This is a genomic window from Acinetobacter sp. FDAARGOS_724 (assembly GCF_013364475.1).
Classification (GTDB): domain Bacteria; phylum Pseudomonadota; class Gammaproteobacteria; order Pseudomonadales; family Moraxellaceae; genus Acinetobacter; species Acinetobacter variabilis.
The window spans coordinates 427,741-448,128 of the sequence record NZ_CP054908.1; the positions used below are offsets into that span (position 1 = coordinate 427,741).

Consider the following 20,388-nt stretch of genomic DNA (forward strand, 5'->3'; position numbering starts at 1 on the left):
CAGATGGAAGATCAGAAAATAGATCAAAGATGAAAGCCGAGTATTTTAGCATGAATTCAGCTTAGGTTGCTTGATTATAATTTATACGAAAACAGCTTTAAGACCTTTATTAGGAATATATACTTATCCTGATTTTGAAGAATCATTTATAGGTTTTAAACGCTGTGCCATCAGCAAGCCTAATCCTAAAATAATAGCGATAAATACACTTAGTCCTAACCATCCGGCATTTTCCCAGACTAGTCCACTTGAACTTCCAAGTAAGCTTGAACCGAGGTAGTAACAGAACAAATAAAGGGACGAACCTACCGCACGATACTGTAAGGATTGCACCGATACCCAGCTACTGGCAGTTGAATGAGCCGCAAAAAAAGAAAAGGTAAAAATCAGCAAACCAATAAAAACCAAAGCCAAGTTATCAATCAACATTAAGGCTAAGCCGAACAGCATGGTACAAAGCATGGCGGCAAGCACCTTATAACGTCCAAACTTTCTGCTCCAAGCTGCGGCTCGTGGAGAGCTATAAATTCCGGCCAGATAAGTAATCGAAATCAACCCTATCCAGACATGAGACAGTTCAAATGGCACTTGAATCAAACGATAACTCAGATAGTTAAATACCGAGACAAAGCCCCCCATCAAGATAAAGCCCTGTAGAAACAGAATTCTTAATTTGGGATCACTCAGATTCTGCTGAAATGCTCTGATAAAACGGCTGAATTGTATTGGATAAGCTTTGAAATGTCTGGACTTCGGTAGTAGAAAGTAGAAAGTTGCCGCGATACATAGATTCAGCAATCCAATAATCAAAGTCGCGGATTGCCAGGAAATAAAATCCACCAATGTTCCAGCAATCAACCGACCACTCATACCACCAATCGCAGTCCCGGAAATATACAGTCCCATGGCAAAGCCCACATCCTGCTCCGCCACTTCCTCTCCGATATAGGTCATTGCCACTGCCGCTACGCCACTGACTGTGAGACCTATTAGCACTCGTGTTGCCAGAAATATCGACCAGATCGGCAGTAAAGCACTGAGTAACAGTAAGACTGAAACAGAGAATAAAGACCAAACCATAATTGGTTTACGGCCAAAACGGTCTGAAATAAGTCCTGTAAAAATCAGGCCAATAGCTAAGGCAATGGTAGAGAAGGAAAGTGGAAAACTACTTTGTGTTGGAGAGATATGAAAATAATCCGCCAGAATCGGCATCATGGGCTGGACACAATACAGCGATGAGAAAATCGCAAAACCCGCCAGAAATAAGGAGAATAAAATAGCTTTAAAAGCAGATGAACCATATTCGATATGGCTTGAAGATGAATTTGAGGACATATCCGCTCCTTAGACCGGTTCAGTATAAGCCTCCCAAGTTTATTTTTATGTGATATTTTAGTCGAAATAGCACATAAATGTAAGCGTCCGCTGAACACACCTTATGAATTCGTCCTATAAGCCTTAATTTAGTCCTCACTTAAAAACAAGTGGGAACTTAAATTTATGACTACAAATAACCAGACATCCATCGCATCTCTTACGATAAAACGAAGAACATATAGTGCTGAATTTAAACAGCAGATCGTTCAGGCGTGTAAAGCATCGGAGGTTTCAATTGCTTCGGTCGCTTTGCAACATGGATTGAATACAAATCTTGTATCCAAATGGATTCGCTTAATTGATGCTAAGCCAGGGAATGATCGCTCACTACTACCGAATAAACCTGCATTTATTGCCTTATCTTGCTCTGCACCATTAGATCCTATTTCTACTGGCATGTTAACGGTTCAAATTACTTTACCCCACTCAAAAGCAGAAATTGGCTTGAAATGGCAAGTATCAGAAATGTCTGCTTTAGCAAAATTACTCAAGGCACTTACAACATGATCCGTATCGATGAAATCTGGTTGTCTACTCAGCCCATGGACATGCGTGCAGGTATGGATACGGCCATGGCTCAGGTGGTGAGAGCCTTTGGCTACATCAAACCGCATTGTGCTTACCTGTTCTGTAATAAACGTGGCCATCGCATGAAAGTGCTGGTACATGATGGACTGGGGATCTGGCTGTGTGCTCGGCGGTTGGAACAGGGAAAATTTCACTGGGCTAAAGTTCACCAGGGTGAAAGCGTAGCCCTCAGCCCAGAACAGTTACAGGCACTGATCCAGGGTTTGCCTTGGCAGCGCATTGGACGACAGCAAGTGGTCACAATGCTCTAAACTAGCTTGGTCCAAGTTGCTATTCTCCAAACGTTCTATTTCATTCTTCTCATGACCTCAGGCATACTGCGGTCATGAATACACTGCCTGATTTAAGCCAACTGACCCATGAACAACTGCTGGAATTTACTAGACAGTTGGCAATGCAACATCAGTCTCTGGCACAATCAAACCAGCAATTAGATGCCAAAGTTCAGCATCTTGAAGTATCCAATCTGCAATTAGATGCCAAAGTTCAGCATCTTTCCATTCTCAATCAAAAATACGAGCATGAACTTGCGCTGTTTAAAAAGCACAAATTCGACAGTAAAAACGAACATCTCACCGCAAAACAAATCCATCTCTGGGATGAAGCGGTCGAAGAAGATATTGCCGCTGTTGATCTGGAACTGGAACGGCTGAATGCAGATAAAACTGATGCAGCGACACACAAAGCCACAGTCAACAAACCTAAACGTCGACTGCTGCCCGATCATCTACACACCATCCGTATTGAGCATGAACCTGCATCAACCCAATGCAGTTGTGGCTGCCAGTTACGTCGTATCGGCGAAGATATCAGTGAAAAACTGCATTTCAGACCGGCACAGTTCTATAAGGAACAGCATGTACGTGGCAAATGGGTCTGTGATCAGTGTGACACCCTGACTCAGCAAGCGATGCCCGCCTATGTGATTGATAAAGGTATTGCCAGTCCTGAACTGCTCAGCCATGTGCTGGTATCGAAGTATGCCGATCATTTGCCGCTGTACCGTCAGCGCCTGATCTATCAGCGGGCGGGCATTGATCTGTCCAGATCCACGTTATCTGACTGGATTGGTCGCTGCGGTGTAGAACTGGAACCTCTGGCCAATGCCTTAAAACAGGTGGTGCTGCAACAGCGGGTGATCCATGCCGATGAAACACCAGTCACCATCATGCGGATGGGTGATGATGAGAAAAAACCGAAGAAAGGTTATGTCTGGGCCTATGCCACTACACAGTACAATCCAGTTCAAGCGGTGATCTATGACTTTCAGGATAGCCGTTCAGGTCAGCATGCAGAAGAGTTCCTGAATGGCTGGCAGGGCCATCTGGTCTGTGATGATTACAGTGGTTATAAAGCACGCTTTAAATCAGGCGATGTCATTGAGGTGGGCTGCATGGCGCATGCGCGTCGTAAATTCCATGAGCTACATGTGACTGGGAAAAGTCAGATCGCTGAACAGGCATTAGTGCTGATTCAGAAACTGTATGCGATAGAAGCAGAACTCAGGAAAAAGACCGATAGTACAGCAGAACACCGCCGCGAATACCGACAACAGCATAGCCAACCGGTGATGCAACAACTGTATGAATGGCTCAACCAGCATCAACTGACGGTGCCATCGAGTTCTCCAACCGCCAAGGCCATCAATTACACTCTGAAGCGTTGGCCAGCTTTAAGCCGCTATCTGGATGATGGCAATCTACCGATTTGCAATAATTGGGTGGAAAACCAAGTGCGGCCTTGGGCGTTGGGACGTAAGAACTGGTTATTTGCAGGTTCGCTGCGTAGTGGTCAGCGAGCGGCAAACATCATGACTTTAATCCAGTCAGCAAAGCTGAATGGGTTGGATCCGTATGCCTATTTAAGTGATGTGCTGAAAAGATTGCCGACCCATAAAGTGACCCAAATAGAAGAATTGCTACCACACCGCTGGAAATCCAACTCAAATTAAAAAATAGACATGGGGTTCAGCGGACGCTTACACATAAATAACATTTATTTGACTAAATCCTTCCCATAAAAAAAGCCCCCTGCGTGAGCAGAGGGCTTTTGGAATAATGAGCTGGCGATGACTTACTCTCACATGGGAGACCCCACACTACCATCAGCGCTAAGAGGTTTCACTTCTGAGTTCGGGAAGGGATCAGGTGGTTCACTCTTGCTATGGTCGCCAGCACAACTGTTTATGGATACTTGCTTTGGTCTTATGTCTCACTTTTCAGTGTATGCCAATGCTTTTTCCAAATGAGTTATTAACAGAATATCTGAGTTCTTGCGAGTAGAACTAAGCAGTGCTTAATTATACTCTCATTTGTTCGATTAGCTTAACTAAATCAAGGCTTCGTCTGATCGTTAGATCAATATGAAATCAATTGATGCTTTATATACAACTGCTTGGGTGTTGTATAGTCAAGCCTCACGAGCAATTAGTATTGGTCAGCTTCATGCATCACTGCACTTCCACATCCAACCTATCAACGTCGTAGTCTTCAACGGCTCTTTAGGAGACATAAAGTCTCGGGGAAATCTTATCTTGAGGTAGGCTTCCCGCTTAGATGCTTTCAGCGGTTATCCCTTCCGAACATAGCTACCCGGCGATGCGACTGGCGTCACAACCGGTACACCAGAGGTTCGTCCACTCTGGTCCTCTCGTACTAGGAGCAGATCCTCTCAAATTTCCAGCGCCCACGGTAGATAGGGACCGAACTGTCTCACGACGTTCTAAACCCAGCTCGCGTACCTCTTTAAATGGCGAACAGCCATACCCTTGGGACCTGCTTCAGCCCCAGGATGAGATGAGCCGACATCGAGGTGCCAAACACCGCCGTCGATATGAACTCTTGGGCGGTATCAGCCTGTTATCCCCAGAGTACCTTTTATCCGTTGAGCGATGGCCCTTCCATACAGAACCACCGGATCACTAAGACCTACTTTCGTACCTGCTCGACTTGTGGGTCTCGCAGTTAAGCGCGCTTTTGCCTTTATACTCTACGCGTGATTTCCGACCACGCTGAGCGCACCTTCGTACTCCTCCGTTACTCTTTAGGAGGAGACCGCCCCAGTCAAACTACCCACCAGACATGGTCCTCGCTCCCGATCAGGGAGCAGAGTTAGAACCTCAATATTACCAGGGTGGTATTTCAAGGACGGCTCCATGGCAACTAGCGTCACCACTTCAAAGCCTCCCACCTATCCTACACAAGTAAGATCAAAGTTCAATGTCAAGCTGCAGTAAAGGTTCACGGGGTCTTTCCGTCTAGCCGCGGGTACACCGCATCTTCACGGCGAATTCGATTTCACTGAGCCTCTGCTGGAGACAGCGCCGCCATCATTATGCCATTCGTGCAGGTCGGAACTTACCCGACAAGGAATTTCGCTACCTTAGGACCGTTATAGTTACGGCCGCCGTTTACTGGGGCTTCGATCAAGAGCTTCGCTTACGCTAACCCCATCAATTAACCTTCCAGCACCGGGCAGGCATCACACCCTATACGTCCACTTTCGTGTTTGCAGAGTGCTATGTTTTTAATAAACAGTTGCAGCGGCCTGGTTTCTGAGGCTGCCAACAGCTCAAGGAGCAAGTCCTATCACCGCCGGCAGCGTACCTTCTCCCGAAGTTACGGTACCATTTTGCCTAGTTCCTTCAGCAGAGTTCTCTCAAGCGCTTTGGTCTACTCGACCTGACCACCTGTGTCGGTTTCGGGTACGATTCCAGTGTAACTGAAGCTTAGAGACTTTTCCTGGAAGTATGGTATCAGCCACTTCACCAGTAAACTGGCTTGCTATCAACTCTCAGCATAGAGCACCCCGGATTTGCCTAAGATGCATGCCTACTGTCTTCCACCTGGACAACCAACGCCAGGCTGACTTAACCTTCTCCGTCCTCTCATCGCATTACACTGAAGTATTGGAATATTAACCAATTTCCCATCGACTACGCCTCTCGGCCTCGCCTTAGGGGTCGACTCACCCAGCCCCGATTAACGTTGGACTGGAACCCTTGGTCTTTCAGCGAACGGGTTTTTCACCCGTTTTGTCGTTACTCACGTCAGCATTCGCACTTCTGATACCTCCAGCAGACTTCTCAATCCACCTTCATCGGCTTACAGAACGCTCCCCTACCACTTGCAATAAATTGCAAATCCGCAGCTTCGGTACATAGTTTTAGCCCCGTTACATCTTCCGCGCAGGCCGACTCGACTAGTGAGCTATTACGCTTTCTTTAAAGGGTGGCTGCTTCTAAGCCAACCTCCTAGCTGTCTATGCCTTCCCACATCGTTTCCCACTTAACTATGATTTAGGGACCTTAGCTGGCGGTCTGGATTGTTTTCCTCTTGACTACGGACGTTAGCACCCGCAGTCTGTCTCCCGGATAGTACTCATTGGTATTCGGAGTTTGCATCGGTTTGGTAAGTCGGGATGACCCCCTAGCCGAAACAGTGCTCTACCCCCAATGGTATTCGTCCGAGGCGCTACCTAAATAGCTTTCGGGGAGAACCAGCTATCACCGAGTTTGATTAGCCTTTCACCCCTATCCACAAGTCATCCCCTGGCTTTTCAACGACAGTGGGTTCGGTCCTCCAGTTAGTGTTACCCAACCTTCAACCTGCTCATGGATAGATCACCCGGTTTCGGGTCTATACCCAGCAACTATACGCCCTATTAAGACTCGATTTCTCTACGGCTCCCCTATTCGGTTAACCTCGCTACTGAATATAAGTCGCTGACCCATTATACAAAAGGTACGCAGTCACCACACGAAGTGGCTCCCACTGCTTGTATGCATGCGGTTTCAGGATCTATTTCACTCCCCTCACAGGGGTTCTTTTCGCCTTTCCCTCACGGTACTGGTTCACTATCGGTCAGTCAGGAGTATTTAGCCTTAGAGGATGGTCCCCCTATATTCAGACAAGGTTTCACGTGCCTCGCCCTACTCGACATCATCATATCAGCCCTTTCGTGTACAGGACTATCACCCACTATGGTTGCACTTCCCAGAGCATTCCACTAAAACTGATATGACTTAATGGGCTGTTCCCCTTTCGCTCGCCGCTACTGAGGGAATCTCAATTGATTTCTTTTCCTACGGATACTGAGATGTTTCACTTCTCCGCGTTCGCCTCATAAACCTATGTATTCAGTTTATGATACCGACCTTATAGCCGGTGGGTTTCCCCATTCAGACATCTCCGGATCACAGGATATTTGCCGCCTCCCCGGAGCTTTTCGCAGGCTATCACGTCTTTCTTCGCCTCTGACTGCCAAGGCATCCACCACATGCACTTAATTACTTGACTATACAACCCCAAACAGTCGTTACACCTACAAGTCAGTGTAGCAACGTAGTTGTTTGCGATCTTGTGAAATTAATCACTGTACAGCTTCAATTAGATTCATATACCAAAACGCTTGATTCAGTTAATTTCGCTAGTTCTCATTCAATCACTTCAACAATCAATCTTGCGATCTCCTGTTTCCGCTCTTTCATGAGTATGAACAAATTATTTCAACTCAAATATATTCTGTTAATGATTTAATGCATCCTCGTCGGACTGCATTACTGTGATAAATCACAGAGCTTAATAACAATGCCGCGTATTATACGCCGCTTTCTTACTAAGCTCTATAAGCTATCAAACTGTTTGCTTAATGTTTAACTCATTGCATCGCAATGAATGGTGGAGACTAGGAGAGTCGAACTCCTGACCTCCTGCGTGCAAAGCAGGCGCTCTACCAACTAAGCTAAGTCCCCAGCTTATCAATAAGTCAATGTCTCTGATTCCTTCACTCTGCAATTGCTTGCTTGTCGTTAGTGGTGGGTCTGACAAGACTTGAACTTGTGACCCCACGCTTATCAAGCGTGTGCTCTAACCAACTGAGCTACAGACCCTCAGATACATCGTCATGAAGAACAACTTGTTGTGGATTCTTACCAATCGTCAATCTTTCGTTAAGGAGGTGATCCAGCCGCAGGTTCCCCTACGGCTACCTTGTTACGACTTCACCCCAGTCATCGGCCACACCGTGGTAAGCGTCCTCCCTAAGGTTAGACTACCTACTTCTGGTGCAACAAACTCCCATGGTGTGACGGGCGGTGTGTACAAGGCCCGGGAACGTATTCACCGCGGCATTCTGATCCGCGATTACTAGCGATTCCGACTTCACGCAGTCGAGTTGCAGACTGCGATCCGGACTACGATCGGCTTTTTGAGATTAGCATCTGCTCGCGCAGTAGCAACCCTTTGTACCGACCATTGTAGCACGTGTGTAGCCCTGGCCGTAAGGGCCATGATGACTTGACGTCGTCCCCGCCTTCCTCCAGTTTGTCACTGGCAGTATCCTTAAAGTTCCCACCCGAAGTGCTGGCAAATAAGGAAAAGGGTTGCGCTCGTTGCGGGACTTAACCCAACATCTCACGACACGAGCTGACGACAGCCATGCAGCACCTGTATCAGAGTTCCCGAAGGCACCAATCCATCTCTGGAAAGTTCTCTGTATGTCAAGGCCAGGTAAGGTTCTTCGCGTTGCATCGAATTAAACCACATGCTCCACCGCTTGTGCGGGCCCCCGTCAATTCATTTGAGTTTTAGTCTTGCGACCGTACTCCCCAGGCGGTCTACTTATCGCGTTAGCTGCGCCACTAAAGCCTCAAGGGCCCCAACGGCTAGTAGACATCGTTTACGGCATGGACTACCAGGGTATCTAATCCTGTTTGCTCCCCATGCTTTCGCACCTCAGTGTCAGTATTAGGCCAGATGGCTGCCTTCGCCATCGGTATTCCTCCAGATCTCTACGCATTTCACCGCTACACCTGGAATTCTACCATCCTCTCCCATACTCTAGCTAACCAGTATCGAATGCAATTCCCAAGTTAAGCTCGGGGATTTCACATTTGACTTAATTAGCCACCTACGCGCGCTTTACGCCCAGTAAATCCGATTAACGCTTGCACCCTCTGTATTACCGCGGCTGCTGGCACAGAGTTAGCCGGTGCTTATTCTGCGAGTAACGTCCACTTATCCCAGGTATTAACCAGGTAAGCCTCCTCCTCGCTTAAAGTGCTTTACAACCAAAAGGCCTTCTTCACACACGCGGCATGGCTGGATCAGGGTTCCCCCCATTGTCCAATATTCCCCACTGCTGCCTCCCGTAGGAGTCTGGGCCGTGTCTCAGTCCCAGTGTGGCGGATCATCCTCTCAGACCCGCTACAGATCGTCGCCTTGGTAGGCCTTTACCCCACCAACTAGCTAATCCGACTTAGGCTCATCTATTAGCGCAAGGTCCGAAGATCCCCTGCTTTCTCCCGTAGGACGTATGCGGTATTAGCGTCCCTTTCGGAACGTTGTCCCCCACTAATAGGCAGATTCCTAAGCATTACTCACCCGTCCGCCGCTAGGAATCAGGTGCAAGCACCCTATCCCCGCTCGACTTGCATGTGTTAAGCCTGCCGCCAGCGTTCAATCTGAGCCATGATCAAACTCTTCAGTTAAAATCATTTCGAGTTTTATAAGTAAAACTCTTAAACTTGGCTCATCAATTTCCTGACTTAAATTTCGCTCAAATAAACTTCGAGTAATTTAAACCAATCAATCAATGAAAATAATTTCGATCAATCAACCAGTAAAAATCCACACAAGTTGTTCTTCATAATCTCTTAATGATCTTCTTGCTACTTCGTCAGTAGCAAGCTAGGTCGGCTATATTACTCTCTATTTCTAGAAAGTCAACCAGTGATGAAAATTATTTTTAAACTTATCAAATAAAACCCAACTCAACCAATCTTACCTAAGTTACTGTTTTATCAGAAGTTTTAGTCTTCATCACCGCCGATGGATGTGCATTCTACAGCATTTCAGATGCCTTGCAACACCTTTTTTAAAACATTTGAAACGTATGTTTATTTTATAAACCAAGATATTTATAAATAACTGTTTTATATAAAAAAATATTTTAATAAAAATGTTCATTATTTTATTTAGAAATGGTCATAATAGTTAAGTAATTGATTTTTATAAATTTTATTAAATTAAAAAAGCAAAAAGCAGAACTTTCGTCCTGCTTTTTGTACTGAATCTAATCAGATTAGAACTTCATACTAATACGCGCCCAATAGTTACGACCAATATTATTAAATTGCTGATCGCTTGGTAAACCTGCTCCTGACGCACCCATTTTGTTTAAATGCTCGGTATAAGTTTTATCTAGTACGTTATCAACACCTACAGACACATCAACACCTTTACTTAGGTTATAGCTGCCGTTTAAAGATAGTACGCCAAAACCACTACTCTCTTTCACATCATAACCCACGATATTACCTTCACGTTCACTGATACGACTTTGACCATCTACCACACGTAATAATGCGCCTAGAGTATATTTATCTTGAACATAGCGCAGGTTTAAACGTCCTTCCAGAGGTGAAATTTGTGGTAACGGCGTATTGTTTGTGGTGTTTTCACCCCACGCATACATGGCGCTCACATCTGCCTGCAAAGCATCGGTAAATTGATAACCTATACCAACTTCTGCACCTGCAATCGTGGTATCCACATTTTTGGTTTCAGCTTTATTGTTTGCATTGTACTTGGTCAAGATAAAATCTTGAACCAAACCAGCATAAGCCGATGCCCAAGAACTGAATGCGTCATGTTCATGTTGATAACCCAAATCAAGTTGAAGTGTTTTTTCAGTATCAATGCTCTTAAAAGTATTGTCACTACCATTACCTTTAACAGGGCTAAACAATTCCCAATAATCCGGCATACGCTCTACATAGCCCAAACCAACATAAGTTTTAGCATCATGGTGTGGATGTTGATTTTCTAAACGAATAAAACCACTTGGCAAGGTTTCTTTACGTTGTTGAGCCGTTTGTACTGCGTCTACCTCAGCTTGATCAATACGCACACCTGTGACTAACTTATTTTGATCATTCAGTTGATAACTCAGTTCACCAAAACCACCATAAGACTGAAACTCCATATCGGTTAAAACAGGCTTACTCAGATAAGAACCTTGTTTATCTGTTTTGCGAATACCATGTTCATTATTTTGGGTATCGATACCTGTAATAAACTGTAATTTATCCCACTCATGCGTCACAGCCATACGTGCATTTAATGTTTTACGCGTCACATTGGTTGCCATTTCCATCATAGGTTTGGCGCGTAAACTATAGTTATCCATCACGTGATCATTAAAACTATAGTTCACCTGTGCTTCAATTTTCTTAATCACATCAGTGATATTTTTCTTTTCTACACGCAAACCCAAACTTTCGCGGTCAAATTCAGAACCATCCATCATGCGGCCTGCATAAACCACCTCAGCATCACCTCGACCACCTGTCAGCTCAAGCCAAGTGTTTTCATCAGGTGTCCAACCTAATGCAATATCGGTATTCCATCTTTCCCAATCTGATGGAACTTTATTGTTATCACCATCCTTATAACTATCCGATACAGATCGGCTCGCATTTAAACGAATGTATTTTTTATCATCCCCCAATGCTGCTTCAACATTATGATCTAAACGACCATAAGAGCCCATAAGTACACTAGCTTGTCCACGGTAATTTTTATCTTCTGTAAAGCTTTCAGGATTACGTTCAAAAATAACTGTTGCAGCAGAACCTGTATTGGCATATTGAACCGTTTGAGGACCTTTAATCACTGAAATACGGTCATAACTTTCTGGAGAAATATATGAAGTGGGCGAATCCATCCGGCTTGGGCAGGCACCCAAGTTTTCTGTGCCATCAGTCAGGATTTTAATGCGTGAACCAAACATGCCACGAAAGGTCACATCGCCATTGGTACCTGCTCCGCTATTGACCGAACTGAAACCTACAATACTTTGCAGATAATCTGCACCATCGGTTGCCGGCACTGGCTGAATCGGCTGTTTCGGATCAGCACGGACAATCAGACCATTGGCATCATTACCGGCAGTTGAAGTCACCACAATCGGTGCCATGGTTTGTACTGGCATGGCTTCATTTGCCAGCACCATCGAAGAATAACAAGCAACACAAATCGCAGCCGCAAGGGGCTGTAAAGAAAATTTAGGCTGAGCCATTTTCTATCTCACTGAATACATAAATTGAACACGGCCTAAGTCAGTAAAGACCCAGGCAAAACAACGTGGATTTATGCAAACAGTGGCGGTGCCCGTCCCTGCGGGATTAAAAAGAGTCGCTGAAGGATAAACCAGACATGCTTAAAGGCTTGTTCAAAAGCCAATAGTCTGACCTGAATTCGATCCAGGACTTCTTTCACTTCAAGCTCAGGCGGCAAAACCAGGTTGCCATAGACAGTACAGTACTGACACTGATGACTGGCATCGTGTTCATGCGCTATGGAGTCCGAGGAAATAGGATGCTGATCAAGATGATGAGCAGGATGTTCAGAATGAACATGCGAGGAAACTAAAAGGGCACGCGTGATGGTTTCACAGACCGGAGCAACTTGATATTGCTTCGGCAGCAAAGGCTGTAAGAATACAGCAATCTGTAGAAATACCGCTAGAAAGGAAAGTAGCAGACCTCCCCGCAGAACCATAGGCAAACCCTTAAATTTATCTAGGCTGAGTATAACAAAACCCAATCAAAATTGGGCTTGTTGAATCATAAAAATTGCTTGGGAAAATAATTTTAGCGTTTAACTGCAACTTTTTCCTTATTGCGCTGGCGAACCAGTTTTTCTACTTTTTCACGGGCACGCTGACGTTTTAATGGCGACAGATAATCCACAAAAAGTTTACCATTTAAGTGATCCATTTCATGTTGGATGCACACAGCGAGAAGTCCATCAGCCTCTTGTTCAAAGGGTTGACCATCCAGACCAATTGCCTCAATTTTTACGCGTGACGGACGCTTAACTTTATCGTATATTTGAGGAACTGATAGACAGCCCTCTTCATAAGGCTGTGTTTCTTCAGTCAATGGTGTGATTTTGGGGTTAATGAACACCATGGGTTGATCTTTGTTTTCAGACAGGTCCATCACAATCAGCTGAATATGACGATCGACTTGAGTCGCGGCGAGTCCGATGCCTGGCGCTTCATACATGGTTTCAAACATATCTGCAGCGAGCTGACGAATTTCATCAGTAACTTCTTCGACTGGTTGTGCAATGGTACGAAGACGGGGATCCGGGAAACTTAAAATAGGTAATAAGGCCATACTGCGTCCTCAATTATGCCATTGATCAAAAAACCAAATGAAGGGAATGCTTCATCAAAAAAATGTGTGTAAGATCGTTATTATAACGCAATTACGCACATAATTTTAGGAATTATGATAATGAAAAAGGTTTTGAAGGGCATGCCATTTTCTAGTGCCTTGGGGTTAAAAAATCAAATGCTCGCACTGGCAGTTTGTGTCGGAGTGAGTATGGGGACAATGTATTCAGCCGAGGCAGCTCCTGCCCGCAACGTCAATCCACCTGCTTTAAAAGCCAGTGCGCCTAATGTCTACGTGGTCAAAAAAGGCGATACATTGTGGGATATTTCAAAACGTTTCTTAAAAAATCCGGTGCGTTGGCCAGAAATCTGGGCCAGTAACAAGCACGTGAAAAATCCACATTGGATTTTTCCAGGTGACCGCCTGTTGATGTGTGACTATCAAGGTCGTCCAATTATCGGTAAAGACGAAGGTGATGGCTGTGAAGGTATCATCAGTCGTTATATCGGTAGTACTTCATTACAACCACAGGTTCGCGTTGAATCTTTAAATAATACGATTCCAGTGATTCCATTAGCGCATATCCAGCAATGGTTGGAACGCTATACCATAGTGGCAGCTGATTCAGTTCAAGGTACGCCTTACATTCTCGGCACTGCAGACCAGCGCGTACTGGCCGGTAAAGGCCAGAAGGTCTATGCACGCGGCAATGGTCTGGTGGTTGGCCAGCGTTATGCGGTGTATCGTGAGGCAGACCCTTATGTCTTTACCGATGCCAATGGCAAGAAATACACGGCTGCTCTAGAGCTGCAACAGGTTGCTTCCGGAATCGCAGTACGTGGCGAAGGTGATGTCACCACGCTGGAATTGACAGATAGCTACAATGCCGAAGTGCGTCGTGGTGACCGTGTATTACCTGAATACGATCCGATGTTGCCTACCCTGTTCTATCCAGTGAATGCAGAAAATACGGTTGCTGGTGGTCAGATTGTGCGTGTACTGGGTTCAATTGGTACAGCAGCACGTCATAGTGTCGTGACGATTGACCGTGGTACGGCACATGGGGTTCAGACTGGTCATGTCTTTAGCGTAAACCAGAAAGGTGAAGTCGTGACTGATCCGAAAACCAAAGAGCGCGTACAGCTTCCAGGTGAGCGCATTGGCAATGTGATGGTCTTTAAAACTTTTGACCAGCTGAGCTATGCTTATGTGCTGGAAAGTGAGTTACCTATCAAGGTGGGTGCCAATATTCAAGCGCCATTGCTAGATGAATAATAGATTGATCTAACTTTACAACTGAAAGAATAAGAAGACACACGTATAGGTCTCGATATGCTGAACTCTTTATCACGCGTGCAACTGGAAACACTGACGTTATGGTATCTGGTTCAGCATTCTCTTTCGAGCTTCTATAAAATCAGTCAGCATTATTCAAGTCTGACCACAGCCATACAGCCTGATCAGGTGCCTACCTGGCAGGCGCTTGGCATTCATGCCAATCATGTCCAACGCTTAAAAGACTTCTCGCTTCCAGAATCACAACAGAAATTTCAGCGCTGTCTGGAAAAAGTTCAGCGAGATAGTGATTTTGTTCTACTCTACCATGATCTGCACTATCCGCAGCAACTCAGCCACTATGTAGACAAACCACCGATTATTTTTGGCCAAGGTCAGCCGGATACCCTGCTACAAGCCCAAATTGCAGTTGTGGGAAGTCGCAAGCCTAGTCCTCATGGCCGGCAAGTAGCTTATGATTTTTCCTTTTATTTGAGTGAACAGGGTTTCTATATTAATAGTGGATTAGCACAAGGCATAGATGAAGCTGCTCATCGGGCAGGATTAAAACATCAGGGAACCATTGCGGTGATGGGAACCGGACTGGATCAGACCTACCCTTCTCAACATGCACAATTGCGCCAGGAGATTATTGCGCATGGTGGTGCCGTCATTACCGAGTTTCTACCAGAAACCCCACCGTTGCAGCATCACTTTCCACGGCGTAACAGGATTGTCAGTGGCTTAAGTCTCGGGGTCATTGTGGCTGAAGCGACCTTAAAAAGCGGCTCTCTGATTACGGCCAAACTGGCTGCCGAACAAGGCAAGACTGTATTTGCCATTCCGGGACATATTTATAGTGAATATCATAAAGGTTGCCATCAGCTGATTCGTGAAGGCGCGATTCTGATTGATCACCCGCAACAGGTGATTGAAGAACTGGCTCTGGCAACCCAATGGCAAGCCTTACAAAATGAAGTACAACATGACATGGCGGATGAACTTCCTACACACATACCGCCCCATTTGCTCAGACTTTATAACCAGCTGGACTGGGTCGGACAGGATCTGGATCATCTCAGTCATCATCTGCAACAGGATGTTTCTTCTCTCACCGGTCAATTGATGGAACTGGAGCTACTTGGCTTTTGCACCCAGCAAGCCGGCATGTATCTACGTTGTCGTCCGCATAAATAAGGTTCACAATAGACACTTCTTGTTTTGATAAGGTATACACATGATCACCACCTCTGTTGCCGAAGCAGCTAAATGTCTCAAAGCTGGACAGGTCTTGGCATACCCTACAGAGGCTGTTTGGGGCTTAGGTTGCGACCCCTATAATGAGCAGGCATTTCACCAGATTTTAACCTTAAAACAGCGCCCGATTGAAAAAGGCGTGATTTTACTCGCAGCTCATATTTCACAAGTGGAACATTTACTTCAGGATCTAAGTGAAGAAATGCGTGAAAAAGTAATTGAGTCGTGGAGTAATGATCGACCTACAGACCGGGCGACCACCTGGCTACTCCCTGCCAATGACGATATTCCAGGCTGGATTAAAGGCAAACACCTTAAAGTGGCAGTGCGCGTGACCACTCATCCTCTTTGTGTAGCCTTGTGTCAGGCTTTTGGCGGTTTTATTGTTTCAACCAGTGTCAATCCTGCCGGCTTAGAACCTGCACGTTCCCTGCAAGATGCCATGCGTTATTTTGGTCAGGATCTGAATTATCTGAATGGTGATCTGGGACTGAGCCAGAAACCAAGCCGGATTATTGATGCCGTAACAGGTGAAATTATTCGTGACTGAGCCTTTGCTCAGTCATTTTTCTTTTCAAGTCGACTAAAGTTTTAAGATAAAAAAAAAGCTCAACCATATAGGGATGGTTGAGCATAAAAAAGGATGTGTATCAATCACATCCAGAGGGTATCGAAATCTCTGGACATTTCAGCAACAGTTGCTGATCTGCGATGGAGCGTATTATGGGCGAACAGTTTAAAAAAAACAAATATATTTTAGCTCTTAAAAAGCAGCTTAAACCTATGATTAATCAATCATTATTTTAAAAAAATTCAAATTATCTTGCTCTTTTTAAAGTGCTTTTTAAAGAACCTAAAACCTCCCATCCTCGACTAAAGTCTATTTGTCTTTATTTACGAGATCATTCAAGCAAAAAAACTAAGTTTGTTTGTTCGTTTTTTAGGCAATTATTTGGCTTTTAGCAGCACCGGCGCCATGGTTTTTTTCTGGGCCAGTACAATGCCGAACAGAATAATCGCCCCACCAGTACTGTGATAAATGGTCCAGGCCTCTTTTAACCAGACCAAGGCAATTAAAGCAGTAAATACCGGCATCAGGTTCATAAAGATACTGGTACGGTTCGGCCCCAGACGCTGAATCGCCATCATCCACAGCAAAGGTGCAATCAGTGACGGGAAAATACTGGCGTAGATGACGCTGCCAGCATTGGCCAGATTAATGACATCTAGACCCAACCAGGCCACAAACGGCAGGTGATACAGCAATGCAAATAGAATCTGCACATACAGGCTCAGCATGAGCGGAATCTGCAGCTGCCATTTTTTCAGAAAGACCCCGTAAAAGGCATAGAAAAATACGGCAATAATCATCAGCAGATCACCCCACTGGCCGCCAGCATGCAGCAGCCCCCACGGATTACCCTGCCCCATCACATAGATCAGCCCGGCAAAGGACAACAGACTGCCAATAATCGCATAGCGATTCGGGATATCGCGCAGAATCAGCATCGACACAAAAATGGTGAAAATTGGAATAAAGGCATTAATAATGCCCATATTGGTGGCGGTGGTGTAATGTGCGGCGGTATACGCCAGGCCCTGATACAGCACCAGACCAAAGGCACTCAGCACTGCCAGCTGTTTCAGATGCGGTACGATCAGGGCACGTTCACGAATCACTCGCGGCAGAATAAACGGGGTCAGAATCAGAAAGGCAAAAAACCAGCGATAAAAACTGATGCTCACCGGCGAAATAAAGTCCGTCACATAGCGGGTCACGACAATATTCAGTGACCAGATCAGGACCGCAGTCAATGGAAGCAGCATGGCCCACCACATTGTTTTTTGCTGCTGCGTCATAACTTCATCCTTGTCTCTATCTATTGTTAATCTATGCCTTCTTGGCAAGTGCCTAAGCATAATTGATTTTTCAACTAAAATTAATGCTATTTGTAGCCGGCAAGTAAGCATTTCACTGATTCCGACTTGTACTATATTTAAATACCCGTTAAAACAAATAGCCCTTATTCATTTAATAAAAAGGAAATCTGATGAGCACTTCTGTGTATGACATTCCGGTAAAAACGATTCAAGGAACGGACACGACGCTGAACCAGTATCAAGGCAAAGTCTTGCTGTTGGTAAATGTGGCATCAAAATGTGGCCTCACTCCACAATACGAAGGCCTGCAAAAACTTTATGATGATAAAAAAGCCGAAGGACTGGAAATTTTAGGCTTCCCTTCCAATGATTTTCTGGAACAGGAACCTGGAAGTGAAAAGGAAATTCAGGAATTCTGTTCCCTGAACTATCAGGTGGATTTCCCGCTGTTTGCTAAAATTCCGGTCGTGGGTGAAGCTAAACATCCTTTGTATGCTACTTTGACTCAAGCTGTGCCAGAACGTATCGGTGAAGGTCCGTGGTGGAAAGACCTGGTCGACTATGGCCTGACTCCAAATGAACCACCTGAAGTCCTCTGGAACTTTGAAAAGTTCCTGGTGAACAAACAGGGTGAAGTCGTTGCACGTTTTGCACCGGATATCACGGCAGATGATTCACGCCTGCTGGATGCAATCAATGCTGAGCTTGCTAAATAAGTCTTTTTAAATAGGTCGGTTGCAACTGATGACCAGTTTAGCCGACCTGGCTCATAGGCATGAACATTGAATTTCATATTTTTTCAAAAACTTATCTAAAATTTATGTTTACTGAAACCGCCCAGACCCGATAAAACATGAGTCTATTTCCATAACAATTCGAGCAAAACAATATGAGTCAGTCCATTTATGAGATTCCGGTAAAAACCGTTACTGGAAAAAATACGACTTTGTCCGATTATCAGGACAAAGTCCTGCTGATTGTGAATGTCGCATCGAAATGTGGTTTAACCCCACAATATGAAGGACTGCAAAAACTTTATAATGAGAAAAAAACCGAAGGACTGGAAATTCTGGCTTTTCCTGCGAATAACTTTAAAGGTCAGGAACCGGGCACAGATGAGGAAATTCAGCAGTTCTGCAGTTTGAACTATAATGTGGATTTCCCGCTATTCTCCAAGATCTCTGTCGTGGGTGAAGATCAGCATCCTCTTTACCATTATCTGACCCAAGCTCAGCCGCAACGTACAGGCGGCGAAGATTTTGCAGAGCGCCTGAAAAGTTTTGGCAATACGCCAAATGAATTACCAGAAGTGCTATGGAACTTTGAAAAATTCCTGGTCAACAAGCAAGGCGAAGTGGTCGCGCGTTTTGCACCCAATATTCCGGCAGATGATGCTCGCTTGCGAGATGCAATTAATGCAGAATTGGCTAAATGATTTGTAACAGTAATGTAAGTATCTATTTCAAGAATAGATAATTATTATTTATTTTAAAATCAAATACTTAAGACCAGATTTACTTGGCTCTAAAATCTCCATGATTTACGCTTAATTTTTATTTTTCTACAACACTTCATTCCATATTTATCAATGAGTTGAGCCTAATATGCAGTTATCCCAAGAGAGATAACGATAGGTTCAAAACATGAAAAACTTAGTAAAAGCAGTCATATTTTCATTATCTAGTGCACTTGTGGCGACTTCAGCTTTTGCTGCAGCTCCAGAGCATCACTCGCAACACCATCAGCCACAAAAAACGCATGTTCAGCAGCATGCACAGCATAAAGCCCCTGCACACGATCAACAGCATAAACAGGTACATAAGAAAGTAGATCCTTCACGCGATTGGCGTGTAGGTCAAAAAGTACCGGCTCAGTTTCAGAGCAAAGTGTACAAGGTAGACCACAGCAAATACAAAAGACTCAGCAAACCTGGTAAAAACCAGCAATGGATCAAAGTGAATGGTGACTATATCCTGACCAATGTGATGAGCCATAACATTATCAAAATTATTGCAGGATAAGTTTTATCCTCCTCGGTGAAAAAAGAGTGCTTCGGCACTCTTTTTTAATGTCTTAATCATTTGTATTCAAAATATTTGTTATTACTTTGCAACAATCTTTTTTATCTCCACATTTTATTCTTATAGTCATGCCTTAGAACCACCTGCACCGAGACCACGATTTCATGTCCAAGATTCTTGTAAATGCTCTTCTTCCTTTTGCATTATTTAGCTCAGGCATTTTATTAATGGGCTGTGAACAGGCGACCGAAGCACCGGTCGAGCAAGAACAAAGTACACTTTCTACTGATCTTAAACCTGTACAGCAAAGTGATCGTACGACGACTGCGCAAACAGAGCTGAAGTCTGGCAATATGTTTTATATGGTGCGTGATGTGGCCGATCTGCAATTCAAGGCGGGCAGTTATGTTGAACAGTTAAAACAGACCCAAATTGATCTGCAAATTGCGGTAGATACTAAAGATACCCAGCAACTGCAAGCTACAGCAGGCAAGTTACAACAACAGTTGACAGGCTTTAATCAGGCCTTAGGTGAATTGAATTTAAAAAGTCAGGAAATTGATCAGGTACGTAGCAATATCATGAGTGCCAATCAACAGGTTCTGGCTTCTCCTTTACTGAATGGCCAAGTCGATTTCAGTCAGGTTGATTTAAAGAAAATTGAAAGCCAGATGGTCAGTGTGCAAGCTGAAATGCTTAAACTGGCAGGCATGCTGATTCAAAACTCAGATAAAGACGCTTCATCAGAAGCTGAACCAGAAAACACCTGATTTACGTTGATATCTCGTTCAAAAAGAAGCC

At 44.7% G+C, this 20,388-nt stretch carries 15 protein-coding genes, 2 tRNA genes and 3 rRNA genes; 10 read left to right on the forward strand and 10 right to left on the reverse strand.

The genetic code is table 11. The features are described from left to right. Positions 1-123 precede the first annotated feature (123 nt). Entirely contained in the window at positions 124-1,338 is a 1,215-nt protein-coding gene (locus FOC32_RS03395) for an MFS transporter (RefSeq protein WP_175966343.1), read from the reverse strand. 165 nt (positions 1,339-1,503) lie between these two features. On the opposite strand from FOC32_RS03395, the gene tnpA reads away from it, so the two are divergent. The 3 genes from tnpA to tnpC all read left to right on the forward strand — a co-directional run bounded on the left by tnpA (position 1,504) and on the right by tnpC (position 3,919). Beyond that, a complete protein-coding gene (gene tnpA, locus FOC32_RS03400) occupies positions 1,504-1,887 on the forward strand; it encodes an IS66-like element accessory protein TnpA (protein WP_005100737.1) in 384 nt (127 codons plus the stop codon). Next, positions 1,884-2,219 carry an IS66 family insertion sequence element accessory protein TnpB gene (tnpB, locus tag FOC32_RS03405; protein ID WP_004642106.1) on the forward strand — a complete coding sequence of 112 codons (336 nt, stop codon included), beginning with the start codon at positions 1,884-1,886 and terminating at the stop codon, positions 2,217-2,219. The genes tnpA and tnpB overlap by 4 nt, the downstream gene beginning before the upstream one ends. Before the next feature lie 74 nt (positions 2,220-2,293). Continuing rightward, complete coding sequence (tnpC, locus tag FOC32_RS03410) at positions 2,294-3,919, forward strand: IS66 family transposase (RefSeq protein ID WP_005104480.1); 1,626 nt, start codon at positions 2,294-2,296, stop codon at positions 3,917-3,919. A 109-nt stretch (positions 3,920-4,028) separates the two neighbouring features. Here the strand turns inward: tnpC and rrf are convergent. From rrf to def, 8 genes are all read right to left on the reverse strand, one after another. Then, positions 4,029-4,143 (reverse strand): 5S ribosomal RNA (gene rrf, locus FOC32_RS03415). Positions 4,144-4,373: 230 nt separating this feature from the next. Continuing rightward, a 23S ribosomal RNA gene (locus FOC32_RS03420) occupies positions 4,374-7,265 on the reverse strand. Positions 7,266-7,644: 379 nt separating this feature from the next. Further along, positions 7,645-7,720 (reverse strand) — tRNA-Ala (locus tag FOC32_RS03425). 61 nt (positions 7,721-7,781) lie between these two features. Next, positions 7,782-7,858, reverse strand: a tRNA-Ile gene (locus tag FOC32_RS03430). Between the two features lie 61 nt (positions 7,859-7,919). Then, positions 7,920-9,457, reverse strand: a 16S ribosomal RNA gene (locus FOC32_RS03435). Together the 16S, 23S and 5S rRNA genes with 2 tRNA genes alongside form the textbook arrangement of a ribosomal RNA operon. Before the next feature lie 593 nt (positions 9,458-10,050). Then, a complete protein-coding gene (locus tag FOC32_RS03440) occupies positions 10,051-12,048 on the reverse strand; it encodes a TonB-dependent copper receptor (RefSeq protein WP_175966345.1) in 1,998 nt (665 codons plus the stop codon). A gap of 71 nt (positions 12,049-12,119) precedes the next feature. Beyond that, positions 12,120-12,530: a DUF2946 family protein gene (locus FOC32_RS03445; protein WP_104426935.1), complete on the reverse strand. Its 411-nt coding sequence runs from the start codon at positions 12,528-12,530 to the stop codon at positions 12,120-12,122. 92 nt (positions 12,531-12,622) lie between these two features. Then, positions 12,623-13,153: a peptide deformylase gene (gene def, locus FOC32_RS03450; protein WP_175966347.1), complete on the reverse strand. Its 531-nt coding sequence runs from the start codon at positions 13,151-13,153 to the stop codon at positions 12,623-12,625. Positions 13,154-13,273: 120 nt separating this feature from the next. Here def and FOC32_RS03455 point away from each other — a divergent pair, with 120 nt between their 5' ends. The 3 genes from FOC32_RS03455 to FOC32_RS03465 are packed head-to-tail and all read left to right on the forward strand — an operon-like array spanning position 13,274 to position 16,235. Continuing rightward, entirely contained in the window at positions 13,274-14,428 is a 1,155-nt protein-coding gene (locus FOC32_RS03455; protein WP_175966349.1) for a LysM peptidoglycan-binding domain-containing protein, read from the forward strand. Between the two features lie 57 nt (positions 14,429-14,485). Then, the gene (gene dprA, locus FOC32_RS03460) at positions 14,486-15,625 is read left to right on the forward strand and encodes a DNA-processing protein DprA (RefSeq protein ID WP_175966351.1); all 1,140 of its coding nucleotides are present in this window, start codon (positions 14,486-14,488) and stop codon (positions 15,623-15,625) included. Positions 15,626-15,665: 40 nt separating this feature from the next. Further along, positions 15,666-16,235 (forward strand): Sua5/YciO/YrdC/YwlC family protein, encoded by a 570-nt coding sequence (locus FOC32_RS03465; RefSeq protein ID WP_175966353.1) that lies wholly within the window; start codon positions 15,666-15,668, stop codon positions 16,233-16,235. A gap of 398 nt (positions 16,236-16,633) precedes the next feature. Here FOC32_RS03465 and FOC32_RS03470 read toward each other — a convergent pair whose 3' ends face one another. After that, positions 16,634-17,545: a DMT family transporter gene (locus FOC32_RS03470; protein ID WP_175966355.1), complete on the reverse strand. Its 912-nt coding sequence runs from the start codon at positions 17,543-17,545 to the stop codon at positions 16,634-16,636. A gap of 191 nt (positions 17,546-17,736) precedes the next feature. On the opposite strand from FOC32_RS03470, the gene FOC32_RS03475 reads away from it, so the two are divergent. From FOC32_RS03475 to FOC32_RS03490, 4 genes are all read left to right on the forward strand, one after another. Continuing rightward, entirely contained in the window at positions 17,737-18,282 is a 546-nt protein-coding gene (locus tag FOC32_RS03475; RefSeq protein WP_104426931.1) for a glutathione peroxidase, read from the forward strand. Between the two features lie 173 nt (positions 18,283-18,455). Further along, positions 18,456-19,001, forward strand: a complete 546-nt coding sequence (locus FOC32_RS03480; protein WP_175966357.1) for a glutathione peroxidase — start codon at positions 18,456-18,458, stop codon at positions 18,999-19,001. Between the two features lie 208 nt (positions 19,002-19,209). Further along, positions 19,210-19,587: an RcnB family protein gene (locus FOC32_RS03485; RefSeq protein WP_104426930.1), complete on the forward strand. Its 378-nt coding sequence runs from the start codon at positions 19,210-19,212 to the stop codon at positions 19,585-19,587. Positions 19,588-19,751: 164 nt separating this feature from the next. Further along, positions 19,752-20,357 (forward strand): hypothetical protein, encoded by a 606-nt coding sequence (locus FOC32_RS03490; protein WP_175966359.1) that lies wholly within the window; start codon positions 19,752-19,754, stop codon positions 20,355-20,357. Positions 20,358-20,388: the final 31 nt, after the last annotated feature.

Coding starts and splice junctions, on each gene's coding strand:
- FOC32_RS03395 (WP_175966343.1), bottom strand. CDS start 1,338: ATGTCCTCAAATTCATCTTCAAGCCATATCGAATATGGTTCATCTGCT.
- tnpA (WP_005100737.1), top strand. CDS start 1,504: ATGACTACAAATAACCAGACATCCATCGCATCTCTTACGATAAAACGA.
- tnpB (WP_004642106.1), top strand. CDS start 1,884: ATGATCCGTATCGATGAAATCTGGTTGTCTACTCAGCCCATGGACATG.
- tnpC (WP_005104480.1), top strand. CDS start 2,294: ATGAATACACTGCCTGATTTAAGCCAACTGACCCATGAACAACTGCTG.
- FOC32_RS03440 (WP_175966345.1), bottom strand. CDS start 12,048: ATGGCTCAGCCTAAATTTTCTTTACAGCCCCTTGCGGCTGCGATTTGT.
- FOC32_RS03445 (WP_104426935.1), bottom strand. CDS start 12,530: ATGGTTCTGCGGGGAGGTCTGCTACTTTCCTTTCTAGCGGTATTTCTA.
- def (WP_175966347.1), bottom strand. CDS start 13,153: ATGGCCTTATTACCTATTTTAAGTTTCCCGGATCCCCGTCTTCGTACC.
- FOC32_RS03455 (WP_175966349.1), top strand. CDS start 13,274: ATGAAAAAGGTTTTGAAGGGCATGCCATTTTCTAGTGCCTTGGGGTTA.
- dprA (WP_175966351.1), top strand. CDS start 14,486: ATGCTGAACTCTTTATCACGCGTGCAACTGGAAACACTGACGTTATGG.
- FOC32_RS03465 (WP_175966353.1), top strand. CDS start 15,666: ATGATCACCACCTCTGTTGCCGAAGCAGCTAAATGTCTCAAAGCTGGA.
- FOC32_RS03470 (WP_175966355.1), bottom strand. CDS start 17,545: ATGACGCAGCAGCAAAAAACAATGTGGTGGGCCATGCTGCTTCCATTG.
- FOC32_RS03475 (WP_104426931.1), top strand. CDS start 17,737: ATGAGCACTTCTGTGTATGACATTCCGGTAAAAACGATTCAAGGAACG.
- FOC32_RS03480 (WP_175966357.1), top strand. CDS start 18,456: ATGAGTCAGTCCATTTATGAGATTCCGGTAAAAACCGTTACTGGAAAA.
- FOC32_RS03485 (WP_104426930.1), top strand. CDS start 19,210: ATGAAAAACTTAGTAAAAGCAGTCATATTTTCATTATCTAGTGCACTT.
- FOC32_RS03490 (WP_175966359.1), top strand. CDS start 19,752: ATGTCCAAGATTCTTGTAAATGCTCTTCTTCCTTTTGCATTATTTAGC.